Consider the following 14,426-nt stretch of genomic DNA (forward strand, 5'->3'; position numbering starts at 1 on the left):
TCAATGAAATCAAAAAGATCAATTATCATCATAGTAATCTCCGCAGTTGTCATCCTGAGTATACTTGGAATCGGAAAAAAGAAGGGATGGTTCGGAGATGAGGGATACCTCAAGGTTGCAGTTGAAAAAGGTATTGAAAGAGAGATTGTAGAGGTCATCACCGCCAACGGGAAGATCCAACCCGAGACGGAAGTGGCAATTTCGCCTGATGTATCGGGCGAAATTGTGGAACTGGTTGTCAACGAGGGCGACGAGATCCGGAAAGGACAATACCTGCTTAAAATCAAGCCGGAAGCCTATCAGATGGCCCGGAACCGGGCCGAAGCCTCTCTGAACAATGCCAGGGCCCGGCAAAAGCAGGTGGAAGCTCAGTTGGAGATGGCCAGCCTGGATTATCAAAGAAACAAACAACTATACGAAGAAGAAGCTATTTCAGCCGCCGAATTTGAACAAACCCTCACGACTTACAATGCTACTCTTGCTGAGAAGGAAGCAGCTGAGTTTTCGGTTATGAGCGCTCAGGCCACCCTGAACGAGGCAGATGAGAGCCTGACCAAAACTTCTGTTTATGCTCCGATGACCGGCACCATTTCGAGCCTTTCTGTGGAACTTGGCGAACGTGTGGTAGGAACCTCCATGATGTCGGGTACAGAAATGCTCCGGATTGCAGATTTAAACCGAATGGAGGTGGAAGTGGAGGTAAATGAGAACGATATTGTCCGGGTAAGCCATTGGGATACGGCCATGATCGAGGTGGATGCCTATCCCGACACGCGTTTCAGGGGTGTGGTTTCCGAAATTCCGGTCTCGGCCAATACGACCGGTGTCACCACGGATCAGGTCACCAATTTTATGGTAAAGATCCTGCTTCTGACAGAGTCCTATGAAGATAAAATCTCCGATGGCAACCCCTATCCGCTGCGGCCCGGAATGTCGGCAACAGCCGACATCCAGACGGACCGTAAAACGGGCATTTATTCCATCCCCATCCAGGCGGTGACCACCAGGATGGATACTACAGGATCCGCTTCCATACAAGAAGATCAGCAACTTGGTCAGCTTAGCTCGGACGGAACAGTCAGCAATGTATCAGTGCCTTCCGGGGCAGAGGCTCCGAGCGATGAACCTATGGTAGTGGTCTTTGTGGTTTCCGAAGGAAAAGCATGGATGAAAAAGGTTAAAACCGGTATCCAGGATAACAATTATATTGAAGTTACTGAAGGCCTTGAAAAAGATGTAGATATTGTTGTAGCGCCCTATTCAGCCATATCAAGGCAATTAAAAAACGATATGAGTGTAGAGGTGGTAAGCGAGGAAGAGCTCTTCGAGGGCGATAAAAAGAGAAGAGACTAAGATCGTATGACCGGCCCCCTTATTTTACATATTGAAACAGCCACCGATATCTGTTCGGTTGCTCTTTCAAAAGGGAACCGGCAACTTTCACTTGTAGAAAGCGGTCAGGAACGCTCACATGCAAGCCTGCTAAATGCCTTTATAAGAAAGGTCCTGGCAGAAGCCGGAAAGGATTTCAAAGATCTGGATGGGGTTGCTGTAAGCAAAGGACCGGGATCATATACCGGCCTGAGAATAGGCGTTTCCACAGCAAAAGGAATCGCCTATGCCCTTGAAATCCCCTTGCTTTCTGCGGGGACCCTGGAAAATATGGCCAGCGGAGTGGTGTCCGGTGCCAGAGGGAAAGAGTTGATTGCCCTTCATGGTGATCAACTGTTGTTCTGTCCCATGCTTGATGCCCGCAGAATGGAGGTATACGCTGGTTTTTACACCAAAGAAACGGACCTTTTCAGGGAAGTGACAGCCGATATTATTGAGAACGACAGTTATAAACGTATCCTGGAATCACATCCTGTTGTTTTTTTTGGCAGCGGTGCAGAAAAATGTAAGGTGCACCTGGAACATTCAAATGCTCACTTTTTGGATGGAATCCATCCTACGGCAAGCTCCATGATCGCGCCGGTTCAAAAAAAATATAAGAAGCAACAATTTGAGAATGTTGCCTATTTTGAACCCTTTTACCTGAAAGATTTCATAGCCACCATACCAAAGAAAAAGGTATTGTAGCCCTTACATACATCAAATATTATATTGATATATTTACATAATAGACTGATCATATGGCAACAACAGCAGATTTCAGGAACGGATTATGCCTTGAGTTTAATAACGACCTCTATACCATCGTACAATTTCAACATGTAAAACCAGGGAAAGGCCCTGCCTTTGTCAGAACAAAGCTAAAGAGTCTGACCACGGGTAAAGTGGTTGAGAATACTTTTTCAGCAGGGGTCAAGGTTAATACTGCCCGGGTAGAGAGAAGGCCTTACCAGTATCTTTATACCGACGACCTGGGCATGAACTTCATGCACCTGGAGACCTTCGAGCAGATCTCTTTACAGGCTAATATGATTGAAAATGCTGATCTGATGAAAGAGGGTCAGGCTGTGGAGATTGTTGTTCATGCAGATACGGAAACACCCCTTACCGTTGATCTGCCTCCCTTTGTTGAACTTCAGGTAAGCTATACAGAACCAGGAGAAAAAGGGAATACAGCCTCCACCTCTGCCCAGAAACCGGCAGAACTGGAAACAGGTGCAAAGATCATGGTCCCTCTGTTTATTGATTCCGGGGAGATGATCAAAGTGGATACAAGGGATCGTTCTTACTCTGAACGCGTAAAAAAATAGCACAAAGTCGATCTCATGGGTAAATTTTCTGATAACCGGCTGAAACTATCCACATTCAAGCTAAATGCCCTGCTTGATATCACACTGGCCATTAACGACAATGTTTCGATCAGTGAACTTATACGCCGCTACGAGAAATTGCTCACAGACGATCTGGATATCGGAAAGGTAATTGTCCTGAAACTTTCGGATAAGTGGGAGTGTCTGCTAAACTCCGGTTTCGGGCGCAGATTTTTTGAACAGGTCCATATGGAAAGGGATCTCCTGCCCTTTGGTGAGATTTCATTTATTACCTCAGAACCTCAGCATTTCCCGGAGCTGGTAGATATTGTCATCCCTGTATCGCATAAGGATGAAGCTATCGCCTTTGTACTGATCGGAGATATTGAAGAGGAGGGCGAAGGGGTCAGCCCCATAATTAAGCACCTCCGGTTCATTCAGACACTCTCCAATATTATTGTGGTTGCCATTGAAAATAAGAGATTGTTCCAGGAAACCCTGAGGCAGGAAGCCCTGAAACGGGAAATGGAGCTGGCCAGCAAGATGCAGAACATGTTGATCCCGGCCAATGAAAAGCTCCCTTCCAATGAACATATCGATATGAAAGCCTTTTACCATCCTCATTTTGAGGTGGGTGGCGACTATTACGATGTGATCCAGCTAAGCAAGGATGAAGTTGGATTCTGTATTGCCGATGTATCCGGAAAAGGAATCTCAGCAGCCATCCTGATGTCCAATTTCCAGGCCAACCTGCGTGCACTTTTTACTGCCGAACAGGGGCTCACCGATACCCTCCACCGCTTGAATACCACCGTGATGAATAGTGCCAAAGGAGAAAAATTCATTACGCTGTTCATCGCCAGGTATCACTATAAAACCAGGGAACTAAAGTATGTGAATGCGGGGCACAATCCGCCCCTGCTCTACGAGCCGGGATCAGAAAGACTGACACCACTGGCCAGCGGTTGCGTGGGAATGGGCATGCTGGACGAACTTCCCTTTGTGAATGAAGCAGTAATCATCATGGAGGAACCTGCCAAACTTTTCTGCTACACAGATGGACTGGTGGAGGTTATCCAGGATGCTGGCATTGAGTTTGGAACCGATAATCTGGAAAAGGAGCTTAAAAACAGTAATCCGTTGGAAGAGAATATCCGGACCATCATTAAAAATCAGAAGATCCTGGAGGGTTCTGCTTCAATCTTTGACGATATCTCCATTATCGGAGCTCAGTTTCCAGGAAAACAGGGCTTTCGCTAAGCGCTCTCTTCTTCCTCATCCGGCTGTTCGCGGTGGTAGATGTCCATGGCCACCAACATCGCCGTAAATCCCCAGAACAAAACCGAGATTTTATCCGTATCCAGGAAATTATTTAACACCCCGTGCAGGTAATAAGATACCAGTCCTACCAGCACAGCCATCGAGAAAACCCTGATGGAGCGTTTTTTTGATCTGCCAATAACCCGTATACCCGTGTAGATACTTGTCCCGATCACCAGTAAGATGCTCAGCAATCCAAAAAGACCGGCCTCTGCCAGCGGCCCCAGGTACTCACTGTGAGCATTCCCCATGGTGCCAAAATCGGTACTGATGCGGGTTTTTTCATAAGACCGCTGATAGGGCCCATACTCGAACTGGTAGGTTCCCGGACCAAAACCGAAAAGTGGTTTGTCTCTCCACATCCTGAAGGCACAACTCCACCGGTTAAGTCTCTCCAGATTCGATTGATCGGTGGTGATATTTGAAATAGACCGGACATGTTCTGTGAGCTCACCGGAGGATTCTACCCGGTTCTGTTCCAGTTTTATAATCAATTCCGCACGAAGGGAGAAGAAGAGCCCCAGCAGGATAAGCATCCCCAGCAGAACAATTTCAAACCGGATCTTTAACTTAAGAATGGCCCAGAATCCAAACGATGCCAGGATACTCAGCCAGGTGGCTCTTGTATAGGAAACCACCGTTGCAAGAATAAACAGCAAAATCAATAAAGCCATCAGGACTCTCGTGTTGATATCTTCTCGCTTAATAAACAGGAAAAAAGCTGCCAGTACGGGAAGGATAAAGCCCAGAGTGGCACCGTACGAGGTGTGGTCCTTATAAAACGGACTGGCCATTGAATGAGCCATCACCTGATTATTCAGTCCGTATGGAATGTGGTTAATCAGGGTATAGATAATGACTCCGGTAAAAGCAATGATAAAGAGCCACACATAAGTATGCATGCGTTTCTCTTCCCGGAATAACTGGGTAGCCAGAATGTAGAATCCTGCAATAAACCATAGTCTTGAAACAAGCATCTTGAAAGAAACCAGTATATCGGTACTGGTGAGACAAGTGATAAATAACCAGCCCAGATGAAAATAGACGGCCAGAGTTACCGGGTGCCGGAGAACTTTCAGATCCATCCTGTCACCCATCAGATATTTTATCAGGTAAAGTAACAGCAGGCCGGCGAGCAAGGGCTCTGTTGGAAGATACATATCGATGGAGAGCCCCTCAACCAGCCTGCTCAAAGGGATGGAGACCGGGACAAAAAGCACGATAACCAGCAGGTACTTATCAAGGGCTACGATGGCCAGAGCCAGAAACAACAAAATAGCAGGCAGCAGGGGGATAAAAAATAACTCCAGAGCAAGCATGATGGTGTTCAGGGCTATGAAAGAGAGCAGGATCCCCCATAAAAGAGCCTGCGGATACCTGGACTGGATTCCGTTTATCATTTTTCTTCCTGAATGGCCACCCTGGCCCTGACATTATCGATTATAATGAGAACGATCAAAGCAAACAAGAGGGAAGCAAATGTCGATACCAGGACAATCAACGATTTATTGGGATATGCCTTCTTCTCCGAGGGATAGGCCTCTTCGACCACAAATTTGTGAGGAAGGTTCTGTTCAGCTTCAAGTCTGGCTTCCTTATATTTAAAATTCAGATCCGAAACCAGACTGGTTTCATAGCGAAGCATATTCATCATCGTGATATAAAGAGCACCGTTCTCCGAAATGGTCCTTACCAGGTTATTGGCCGGATCCCCGCTGGTCTTCACATTTTCAGAGACCCTGGCACTCAGCATATCCATGGAATCCTTTAACACGTCCAGGTTGCGTGCGGCCTCCAGATACTCCTTCTCTACCAGGCGGTAAGCCTCCCAGGTACGCTCCTTGATCATGCTGTTATATACTGTATCCACCAGATCTGAAATATCATTGGCAATATTTGCGGCAAACCCGGGATCTTTGTCCCTCACCGAAATCTCAACCGACATATATTCGGTGAGACGAAAATTAATATTGGATTTATACTTCTCGTATAAGCGGGTCAGAGGATATTTCTCACTGGCACTGATTTCATAATGCTCCATCAGATTATATTTCTGAATAATACGGGTGCGAATGGGTTCTGAATTTAATACCTGCAGGAGCTGTTCGGCCTGCTGCTCCTCCCCGAAACCGTGAACATTCTGCCGTCCGGAATAATTTTGCGAAAGCAGGTCCTTGGAAATGGAGGTGCCGGAAGCCGGAAACATAATAACCGAAGACTGGAACATGGGAGTGATAAGCAGCGAAACGACGACGGAAGCGATCGCGGCAATTATTCCAACCCCCATCAATATGAATTTTTTCTTCCAGATATAGATCAGTAAATCCACAGAGCTGAAATTATAAGCTGCTTGCCTGGCTTTTTCCATATCAATGCACGTTATTGTTCTTTAACCCGTATGAGATAGTAATTCTTTTTCCCTTTCTGAACCAGTAAATACTTCTTATTGATAAAATCTTCGCTGGTAATAAGCTGGTGCGGTCCGGATAACTTCTGCTTATTAATACTGACCCCACCTCCCAGCACCATTCTCCTGGCTTCTCCCTTGGAGCTGAAAACTTCTGTTTCCACAGCCAGCAGATCCAGTACATCTCTTTGCTTATCTGCCGAATTTACCTCAAACTGAGGCACTCCTTCAAAAACAGAAAGAAACACATCCTCTCTGATCTTCTTCAGTGACTCGGTGGTCCCTTTCCCAAATAAAATGTCAGAGGCCTCCACTGCCATCTCATACTCTTCGCGGGAATGAACCATAACCGTAATTTCTTCTGCCAGCCTTTTCTGCATCACCCTGATATGAGGGGCCTCCGCATGCTCAGTGATAAGTGTTTCTATCTCCTCCCGCTTCAGCATGGTGAAGATCTTCAGATATTTTTCGGCATCCTCATCCGAAACGTTGAGCCAGAACTGATAAAATTTATAAGGCGTAGTGCGCCCGGGATCGAGCCAGACATTCCCATCTTCTGTCTTGCCGAACTTTCCTCCGTCAGCTTTGGTTATCAAGGGCCATGTAAGGGCAAAAGCCTCCCCTTTTTCTATGCGCCTGATAAGCTCGGTACCCGTAACAATATTACCCCACTGGTCGGAACCTCCCATTTGAAGTTTGCATTGAAAATCCCTGTACAGGACCTGGAAATCGTAGCCCTGTACCAGCTGGTAAGTAAATTCTGTAAAGGACATTCCCGATTTGCTGTCCGATCCAAGCCTCTTCTTTACCGAATCCTTTGCCATCATGTAATTTACGGTAATATGCTTCCCGATATCCCGGATGAATCCCAGGAAGGTGAACTCTTTCATCCAGTCGTAGTTGTTCACCATCAGAGCCCTGTTAGCGCCTTCCGTCTCAAAATCCAGGAACCTAGCAATCTGCTTTTTCAACGCTTCCTGGTTTATTCTCAGTGTGGACTCATCCAGCAAGTTACGTTCCTGGGACTTCCCGCTGGGATCTCCGATCATACCTGTGGCCCCCCCCACCAGGGCGATGGGCCTGTGACCCGCATGTTGAAGCCGCTTGAGCATCATGACCCCCACCATATGGCCGATATGAAGCGAATCGGCCGTTGGGTCAATGCCTACATAAGCGGTCACCTGTTCCCTGCCCAGCAGCTCTTCGGTACCAGGCATTATATCGTGAATCATGCCTCTCCACTTCAACTCTTCGACCAGATTTTTATCCATTGAAATCTTTCCCATCTTTTAAGCCATTATCTTACTAACCCATTAAGCTTCATTATATTGTAACAGGGACTACATTTTCCTTTTCCTTCTTGTTCTTTGGAATAAACTCCTTCCAATCCTGCCTTTTTAAATAGGGGAAAACCGCTGGTGCAAAAGCCGACAGGGGATCATAAAGAATAGAGCCCTCGATACGCTCTGGTTTAATAATCTGCCTTTCCTGGTTGACCTGGTTTACGGGCCAGAGTATCATACTGATTACAAAAGCGGTCACCAGCAGTCCAAATCCCATGCCCAGTAAGCGGTTTACCAGACTGAGTGCAACGGCTTTAATTAGTTTCTCCACTAAAAAAGCCACCAGATGCACAAGCAGGACCACGGAGACAAAAGCCACGGAAAAGGCAATAACATTCATATACTCGGGTGAGATATCAAAAAGCGAATCGAGCAGCGAAGCAAAGACAGGTCGCAACCTGATGGCAGCAAAGATTCCCAGCAGCAGGGCCGCCAGGGAGGCTGCCATATGTATCAAACCCTTCTTAAAACCCCTGTAGATCGCAAAAAGCAAGGGAACCAGAAATATTATATCCAGGATATTCATGCGGGTATATCAGACGCACAAATAAACGGAAATCTTTGGAGATTTGATAATATTTTTGTTTGCGTTGGATCAAAAAAAAACAGATATTGACTGGTGAAAACATGCTTTTATGGAGATCCGGAAATTTAGAAAGGAGTACGACCTGGAACTAATACCCACTTCACACGAAGGGATCCTTCCGGGTGATCTGGTATGGGACCCCATCCTGGGTCCGCCCAGTTTCTCCCGGAAAGGAATGCCCAATACCATCTATACGGCCTTTCTGGATGCCGGACTTGTTAGTGAAAATGACTGGGAAGAATTCAGGAAAGAGAACCAGGAGACTCCTCTGGCGAATGCCCATTTTGCAACACGAAATGTGGATGTAAGTGTTGAGTTTATACAGGAGCTGCAGCACCCGAAAATTGGAAGGATCAGCGGTGAATTCAGGACTGAAAAAATTAGTAAGTTCACTTTTGGGGACCTGCAGATGAGAAAGATGAGCGATTTGATGCGCATAAAAATTGATCAGTTCCTGGAACAGATGAGGGCCTCCCGCTGGAGGGAATATGACGGAAGCATCCGGAGGGTCTTTTTGATTACAGAACTCTATTACGGGACCATCCATATGGTGATTGAAAAACAGTTCCGTACAGAACTGGAGGCCAGCATGAAAAAAGCGGACCTGATAGCCTCCGGAAAATCTGAAGGGAGCCATGCGGTGGAGTATGAGTTCTCGCACGACAATGTTCCCTTTGCCATGCGGATCGAAAGAGTTCGTAAATTCAATGGTTAATCCAGGGGCAGAAGATCCAGGACCTGGTGTAGTTCTTCCACCTGAAAGAAACGGGCCGATTCAGGGACCTTTTCCATCTCTTCATGTGCCCAGGTGGTATGATAGGGAACATACACTCCCCAGGCCCCCAGTTCCAGGGGTGGAATAATATCCGATCTTAGAGAGTTCCCGATCATCAGAAAGGCTTGCGGAGCAATATCCAGATGTTTAAGAAGTTGCACATACTGCTGCTCTTTCTTATCGCTCATAACCTCGATATGGTGAAAATAATCCGCAATCCCGGAACGTTTCATCTTTCTCTCCTGATCCAGAAGGTCTCCTTTGGTCGCCACTATCAGCCTGTACCTGGGGACAAGCGTTTTTAAAACTGTTTTGACATCGTCGAGTAACTCAATGGGACGTTCCATCATGGATTTTCCAATACCAATGATACGGTTTATATCTCTGGTAGATACACCACCGTCTGTCAGTTGAATGGCACATTCAACCAGCGAGAGCATAAAAGCCTTAATCCCATAACCGTAAAGCCCGAGATTTGCAATTTCTGTTTCAAAAAGCGCACCGGCAATATTGCCGTTGACCCCATAGGAGGTAACCAGCCGGACAAACTGTTCCTCAGCTTCCTTGTAATAGGGTTCATTGACCCACAGGGTATCATCTGCATCAAAACCGATTACTTTAATCCCTTTAATCATCCGCTTCAGTTTTTCGAAGAGGCAAAGGTAATCATTATGGACCGATGGGCCCCAAATCTCTCGGAATGATATCCTCACGGGTAACTGTAAGGCTTCTCATATGAACAGCCTCCCCCTTGCCGGAATCCGTGAAAAAGCCCATTCCTGTAAGCCTTCCGCTAATGGTCGACCCGGAATCGATCCCCACCGATACTACCTTCCCCCCGTGTCCGTCCATTCGGAAGGCCAGATCATCCCCCACAAAATGATAATGAGAATAATCGAATGCCTCAACAAAGCGTTTCAGCTTCAGGGTGGGGGTATGCCCGTGTACCACCAGATATCCCTTCCAAAGCTCTGAAGAGCATTCAAAGAAGTCCTCCCTGGTCCACAGAAAGGAGTCACCCGGCTCCAGATGTTTATCCAGCATATACTGTTGCAGATCCAGGTAGTCTTTCAGGAGCAGCTGATCGGCTACTGGTATGGCCGGTGATATGCCCGCATGCGTAGCCAGAATCTTCAGGTTTGAGCCCTGCTCTCTGACGTGACTCATCAGAAGGCTGCGAAAAAATTCCAGATAGTGTTCCTCCATCTGAGACTGAAAACTAAAAAACCCAGGGTACCCAAAGGATTGGAGCGTTGCCTCTCCCCCGTTTCGATACCATAGCTCCATGGGATTATTCCCCAAAACTGAATCCTCCAGAGCATTCAACATCATCAGCTCGTGATTCCCCATCAGGCAGGCCACTGGTATATCCAGCTCCATGATACAATCAATCACTTCCCGCGCATGAGGCCCCCGGTCGATATAGTCCCCTAAAAAAACAAGCTGATGGGGCTTATATTTGCAGATAGCTGCCAGTAAACTTTCCAGAAGTCCTATCTCTCCGTGTATATCTCCTATGTACCAGTAATTCTTCATGACATAAGCAATTAAAGTACTAAAAATTCTATTTTTGCCTCATGTCTATGACCAAAAAACAACGATTCGGGATTTTCGTCTTTATCATTCTTGTGATCGCCTCCATCCTGGTCACCACTGAACCATGGAAAAGACCTTCGGCTACGTTGCAGACTTCCCTGGGCGGAGAACCTGCCCCCTTGAATATACGCATTCAATGGAGCGATCTGGAAACAGCTTTTCCCCGGGCCCCTACTGCTGATACCATCCTCTCATACGCAGGGTTTCGCCTGGCCTACAACGAAGAGTACGAACAGGCCGCCTGGGTGGCCTATGTACTCACCAGGGAGGAGATAGAACAGGGAGACATAGATCGAACCGATGACTTTCGGTCCGATACCTCCATTCTTACCGGATCGGCCACACCTGAAGATTACAGGGGCTCCGGATTCGACAGGGGGCACCTGGCCCCGGCCGGAGATATGAAGTGGAGCCGGGAGGCCATGAGTCAATCCTTCCTGATGTCCAATATGAGTCCCCAGCTCCCTGCATTCAACCGTGGGATCTGGCGCCGCCTGGAAACAGAGGTCCGGAACTGGGCCGTGGAAAAAGACAGCCTGTATGTGGTAACCGGTCCGGTTTTTACAGCTGGCGATTCCCTGATCGGGGAGAACCAGGTAGGGGTTCCGGCTTACTATTTCAAAGTACTGGTAGACCTCTCTCCTCCCGGCCACGATATGATCGCCTTCCTCCTGCCCCACGCCGGCTCCTCAGAGGATCTCCTGCAATTTGCGATCCCTGTGGATTCGCTGGAGCAGCTTTCAGGCTATGATTTCTTCTCAGGGGCACCCGACCAGGAGGTCATCACCTGGCTGGAGAAACAGATAAATCCGGGCAACTGGAATTAGGGGATATTTTTTATAATGAGCAGTTACAGTTATACCGCCTTTTACGACCTGGATCATACCATCCTGGACGGGAACAGTGCCACTCACCTGGTGACGGAGGCCCTCAGAAGGGGGATAATGAGCGAAAAACAGTACCGTCATGCGGTCTGGCTTTCTATTCTTTACAAGCTCGATCTGGGTGACCCCACCCGGATGATCAACCGCATGCTCTCCTGGCTGGAAGGGCTGAACGAGGCAGAAATTATTTCACTGGCCCGGGAGATTTTCGATCAGATCATTAAAGATACCATCCGTCCGGAAATCCTTGAAACTATTCGTGATCACCGGTCCAAAAACGGATCCGTGGTTTTGCTTTCATCAGCCACCGCTCCCATTTGCCAGCCGGTTACCAGCTATATGGGGCTGGATGACATGATCTGCACCCGGCTGGAATCGAGAAAAGGAACTCTGACGGGCCGTACCAGTGGCAGGCTGGTATACGGTCCCGAAAAAAAGGAACGATTGCTGGCATTTTGTCAGGAAAAGTCGGTTGATCCCTCGAAAGCATGGTATTACGGTGATTCTTATACGGACAGGCATGTGATGGAAGCCGTGGGACATCCGGTGGCTGTTTCCCCCGATAAACGGCTCCTGAAAATTGCGAAAAAGAGAAACTGGCCCATCCTGGTTTAATGAGTTTTTCTTAACTCGATGCAAAAAAGTAGGACCGCAGCGCGGTCCAAAATACTCAGCCAAAACTCCCGTCTATTCCAAGCTGTTTTTTACCGGCAGGAACTGCCTCAATTAAAAAACCTGCCCTGGCATCCGGAACAATTCCGGGTAACAGTTGTTCTACACTCTGAATGTAAAAAATTAATCTTTCAGCTCCTAAGAATCTTTTTTTTTAGTCCAAATCAAATACATCCGTTATGGCAGCAGATCAGAAACCGGAAAATTCGCTTTATCACCCCTCCAGGGAGGTAAGGCAGCGAGCACGTATCAAAGAATACGATAAGCCTTACCAGGATTCCATCAAGGATCGTGAAGGATTCTGGGCCAAAGAGGCCGGGGAGCTGCACTGGTACCGGAAATGGAACAAGGTTCTGGATGCCAGTGGCAAGCCATTTTACCAATGGTTTACAGGAGGAAAAACCAACATTGTGGCCAATGCCATTGATCGTCACTTAAACTCGGAGACAAAGAACAAACTGGCTCTCATCTGGGAAGGGGAACCCGGCGATGTCCGCACCTACTCCTACTTTGCCCTCAACAGGGAAGTTTCCAAGTTTGCCAATGTACTCAAGGCCATGGGAGCCCGGAAGGGAGATATTATTACCATCTATATGCCCCAGATCCCTGAGATCATCATTGCCATGCTGGCCTGTGCCAAGATCGGAGCTGCGCACAGTGTTGTTTATGGCGGATTCAGTGTAGAGGCTCTGGCTGAGCGCATTGCAGATGCTCACAGTAAAATACTGATCACTGCAGACGGAGGCTTCAGAAGGGGGAACCCCACCAAGCTGAAAACCATCGCCGATGAGGCTATGCGACGATCTCCCTCCATCGATGTCTGCATCACTGTCAGGCGTACCGGAGAAGAGTGCTACATGGAAAATGACCGGGACTTCTGGTGGCATGATCTGATGGGCATGCCCATCGCCTCAAGCAAGTGTGAAACCGAACAAACCGATGCAGAGGACCCTTTATTCATCCTGTACACCAGTGGCACAACCGGTAAGCCCAAGGGCCTGGTGCATACCCATGGTGGATATTCAGTTTATGCTTCAAGTACCTTTAAATATGTTTTTGATATTCAAGCATCTGACCGGTGGTGGTGTGCGGCCGATCCTGGCTGGATTACCGGGCACTCCTATATCGTTTACGGTCCCCTGATCAATGGAGCCACCACCCTGCTTTACGAAGGTGCACCCAACCATCCCTATCCAAACAGGTGGTGGCAAATGATCGAAAAATACGGGGTAAATATCTTTTACACCAGTCCAACGGCCATCAGAGGTCTGATGCGTTACGGGGCCTCCTGGGCCGAAAAACATGACCTGAGTTCCCTGAGGCTCCTGGGATCTGTGGGAGAACCCATAAATCCGGAAGCATGGCTCTGGTATCATGAGGTGATCGGGAAAAGCTCATGCCCCATCATGGATACCTGGTGGCAGACCGAAACCGGCGGTTTTATGATCACTCCCTTACCCATTACTCCCCTGAAACCCGGATCGGCTACAAAGCCGTTTTTTGGAAATGAAATAGCCGTGGTCGATGATTCGGGAAAAGAGGTGGCCACCGGCAGCGAAGGGAACCTGATCATAAAGAATCCATGGCCGGGAATGGCACGTACAATCCTGGGCGATCCGGACAGATTCATTGAAAAATACTGGGCACAATACCAGAAACAGGGATGGTACCTCACGGGAGATTCCGCGAAAATTGATCAGGACGGATACGTATGGATCATCGGAAGGAACGACGATGTGCTGAAAGTAAGCGGCTACAGGCTTGGATCTGCTGAAATAGAAAGCGCTCTGGTAAGCCACCCGGCTGTAACAGAAGCGGCAGCTGTTGGACTTCCCGATAATCTAAAGGGCAATATCATACATGCGACCGTCATCCTGAAAGAAGGTTTTTCAGCGTCTGATGAGCTCGCCAGTGAGTTAAAAAAACACGTGGACAGCGAGATCGGTCCCATCGCCAGGCCAGCCTTTGTGGTTTTTGCCGACTCACTCCCGAAAACCAGAAGCGGAAAGATAATGAGACGGGTATTGAAGGCCAGGGCCCTGGGACAGGAGGAGGGAGACCTGAGCACCCTGGAAGAATAGCCTTCACATATATTTAATCCCACACCGGAAAATTATCCTGTGAAATATATAACTTAGTTG

General features: G+C 47.8%; 14 protein-coding genes. 8 read left to right on the top strand and 6 right to left on the bottom strand.

Going from position 1 to position 14,426, the window contains the following annotated elements; all coding sequences use genetic code 11:
- Nucleotides 1-3 precede the first annotated feature (3 nt).
- The 4 genes from P1P86_00595 to P1P86_00610 are packed head-to-tail and all read left to right on the top strand — an operon-like array spanning nucleotide 4 to nucleotide 3,962.
- Entirely contained in the window at nucleotides 4-1,353 is a 1,350-nt protein-coding gene (locus P1P86_00595; GenBank protein MDF1573675.1) for an efflux RND transporter periplasmic adaptor subunit, read from the top strand.
- A gap of 6 nt (nucleotides 1,354-1,359) precedes the next feature.
- Nucleotides 1,360-2,079 carry a tRNA (adenosine(37)-N6)-threonylcarbamoyltransferase complex dimerization subunit type 1 TsaB gene (tsaB, locus tag P1P86_00600; GenBank protein ID MDF1573676.1) on the top strand — a complete coding sequence of 240 codons (720 nt, stop codon included), beginning with the start codon at nucleotides 1,360-1,362 and terminating at the stop codon, nucleotides 2,077-2,079.
- Between the two features lie 53 nt (nucleotides 2,080-2,132).
- Nucleotides 2,133-2,702 (top strand): elongation factor P, encoded by a 570-nt coding sequence (efp, locus tag P1P86_00605; protein MDF1573677.1) that lies wholly within the window; start codon nucleotides 2,133-2,135, stop codon nucleotides 2,700-2,702.
- Nucleotides 2,703-2,717: 15 nt separating this feature from the next.
- Nucleotides 2,718-3,962, top strand: coding sequence for a SpoIIE family protein phosphatase (locus P1P86_00610; protein MDF1573678.1), 1,245 nt, complete (start codon nucleotides 2,718-2,720; stop codon nucleotides 3,960-3,962).
- Here the strand turns inward: P1P86_00610 and P1P86_00615 are convergent.
- Genes P1P86_00615 through P1P86_00630 form a run of 4 tightly spaced genes read right to left on the bottom strand, consistent with a single transcriptional unit; the run spans nucleotide 3,959 to nucleotide 8,298 of the window.
- Nucleotides 3,959-5,422 carry an O-antigen ligase family protein gene (locus P1P86_00615; GenBank protein MDF1573679.1) on the bottom strand — a complete coding sequence of 488 codons (1,464 nt, stop codon included), beginning with the start codon at nucleotides 5,420-5,422 and terminating at the stop codon, nucleotides 3,959-3,961. The genes P1P86_00610 and P1P86_00615 overlap by 4 nt on opposite strands.
- The gene (locus P1P86_00620; protein ID MDF1573680.1) at nucleotides 5,419-6,390 is read right to left on the bottom strand and encodes a Wzz/FepE/Etk N-terminal domain-containing protein; all 972 of its coding nucleotides are present in this window, start codon (nucleotides 6,388-6,390) and stop codon (nucleotides 5,419-5,421) included. The genes P1P86_00615 and P1P86_00620 overlap by 4 nt, the downstream gene beginning before the upstream one ends.
- A gap of 11 nt (nucleotides 6,391-6,401) precedes the next feature.
- Nucleotides 6,402-7,700: a tyrosine--tRNA ligase gene (tyrS, locus tag P1P86_00625; GenBank protein MDF1573681.1), complete on the bottom strand. Its 1,299-nt coding sequence runs from the start codon at nucleotides 7,698-7,700 to the stop codon at nucleotides 6,402-6,404.
- Nucleotides 7,701-7,752: 52 nt separating this feature from the next.
- The gene (locus tag P1P86_00630) at nucleotides 7,753-8,298 is read right to left on the bottom strand and encodes a CvpA family protein (GenBank protein ID MDF1573682.1); all 546 of its coding nucleotides are present in this window, start codon (nucleotides 8,296-8,298) and stop codon (nucleotides 7,753-7,755) included.
- 109 nt (nucleotides 8,299-8,407) lie between these two features.
- On the opposite strand from P1P86_00630, the gene P1P86_00635 reads away from it, so the two are divergent.
- The gene (locus tag P1P86_00635) at nucleotides 8,408-9,073 is read left to right on the top strand and encodes a hypothetical protein (GenBank protein ID MDF1573683.1); all 666 of its coding nucleotides are present in this window, start codon (nucleotides 8,408-8,410) and stop codon (nucleotides 9,071-9,073) included.
- Here P1P86_00635 and P1P86_00640 read toward each other — a convergent pair.
- Nucleotides 9,070-9,768 (bottom strand): HAD family hydrolase, encoded by a 699-nt coding sequence (locus tag P1P86_00640; protein MDF1573684.1) that lies wholly within the window; start codon nucleotides 9,766-9,768, stop codon nucleotides 9,070-9,072. The genes P1P86_00635 and P1P86_00640 overlap by 4 nt on opposite strands.
- Before the next feature lie 34 nt (nucleotides 9,769-9,802).
- The gene (locus P1P86_00645) at nucleotides 9,803-10,669 is read right to left on the bottom strand and encodes a metallophosphoesterase family protein (GenBank protein ID MDF1573685.1); all 867 of its coding nucleotides are present in this window, start codon (nucleotides 10,667-10,669) and stop codon (nucleotides 9,803-9,805) included.
- A gap of 41 nt (nucleotides 10,670-10,710) precedes the next feature.
- Between P1P86_00645 and P1P86_00650 the strand changes: the two genes are divergently transcribed.
- From P1P86_00650 to acs, 3 genes are all read left to right on the top strand, one after another.
- Nucleotides 10,711-11,556 (top strand): DNA/RNA non-specific endonuclease, encoded by an 846-nt coding sequence (locus tag P1P86_00650; protein ID MDF1573686.1) that lies wholly within the window; start codon nucleotides 10,711-10,713, stop codon nucleotides 11,554-11,556.
- A 15-nt stretch (nucleotides 11,557-11,571) separates the two neighbouring features.
- Complete coding sequence (locus P1P86_00655; protein ID MDF1573687.1) at nucleotides 11,572-12,228, top strand: HAD-IB family hydrolase; 657 nt, start codon at nucleotides 11,572-11,574, stop codon at nucleotides 12,226-12,228.
- Nucleotides 12,229-12,464: 236 nt separating this feature from the next.
- Nucleotides 12,465-14,366 carry an acetate--CoA ligase gene (gene acs / locus P1P86_00660; protein ID MDF1573688.1) on the top strand — a complete coding sequence of 634 codons (1,902 nt, stop codon included), beginning with the start codon at nucleotides 12,465-12,467 and terminating at the stop codon, nucleotides 14,364-14,366.
- The last annotated feature ends 60 nt before the right edge of the window (nucleotides 14,367-14,426 follow it).

The organism is Bacteroidales bacterium (assembly GCA_029210725.1).
Classification (GTDB): Bacteria; Bacteroidota; Bacteroidia; order Bacteroidales.

What these genes read in the sequence shown, in the direction of transcription:
- P1P86_00595 (MDF1573675.1), top strand. Translation starts at nt 4, where the DNA reads ATGAAATCAAAAAGATCAATTATCATCATAGTAATCTCCGCAGTTGTC.
- tsaB (MDF1573676.1), top strand. Translation starts at nt 1,360, where the DNA reads ATGACCGGCCCCCTTATTTTACATATTGAAACAGCCACCGATATCTGT.
- efp (MDF1573677.1), top strand. Translation starts at nt 2,133, where the DNA reads ATGGCAACAACAGCAGATTTCAGGAACGGATTATGCCTTGAGTTTAAT.
- P1P86_00610 (MDF1573678.1), top strand. Translation starts at nt 2,718, where the DNA reads ATGGGTAAATTTTCTGATAACCGGCTGAAACTATCCACATTCAAGCTA.
- P1P86_00615 (MDF1573679.1), bottom strand. Translation starts at nt 5,422, where the DNA reads ATGATAAACGGAATCCAGTCCAGGTATCCGCAGGCTCTTTTATGGGGG.
- P1P86_00620 (MDF1573680.1), bottom strand. Translation starts at nt 6,390, where the DNA reads ATGGAAAAAGCCAGGCAAGCAGCTTATAATTTCAGCTCTGTGGATTTA.
- tyrS (MDF1573681.1), bottom strand. Translation starts at nt 7,700, where the DNA reads ATGGATAAAAATCTGGTCGAAGAGTTGAAGTGGAGAGGCATGATTCAC.
- P1P86_00630 (MDF1573682.1), bottom strand. Translation starts at nt 8,298, where the DNA reads ATGAATATCCTGGATATAATATTTCTGGTTCCCTTGCTTTTTGCGATC.
- P1P86_00635 (MDF1573683.1), top strand. Translation starts at nt 8,408, where the DNA reads ATGGAGATCCGGAAATTTAGAAAGGAGTACGACCTGGAACTAATACCC.
- P1P86_00640 (MDF1573684.1), bottom strand. Translation starts at nt 9,768, where the DNA reads ATGATTAAAGGGATTAAAGTAATCGGTTTTGATGCAGATGATACCCTG.
- P1P86_00645 (MDF1573685.1), bottom strand. Translation starts at nt 10,669, where the DNA reads ATGAAGAATTACTGGTACATAGGAGATATACACGGAGAGATAGGACTT.
- P1P86_00650 (MDF1573686.1), top strand. Translation starts at nt 10,711, where the DNA reads ATGTCTATGACCAAAAAACAACGATTCGGGATTTTCGTCTTTATCATT.
- P1P86_00655 (MDF1573687.1), top strand. Translation starts at nt 11,572, where the DNA reads ATGAGCAGTTACAGTTATACCGCCTTTTACGACCTGGATCATACCATC.
- acs (MDF1573688.1), top strand. Translation starts at nt 12,465, where the DNA reads ATGGCAGCAGATCAGAAACCGGAAAATTCGCTTTATCACCCCTCCAGG.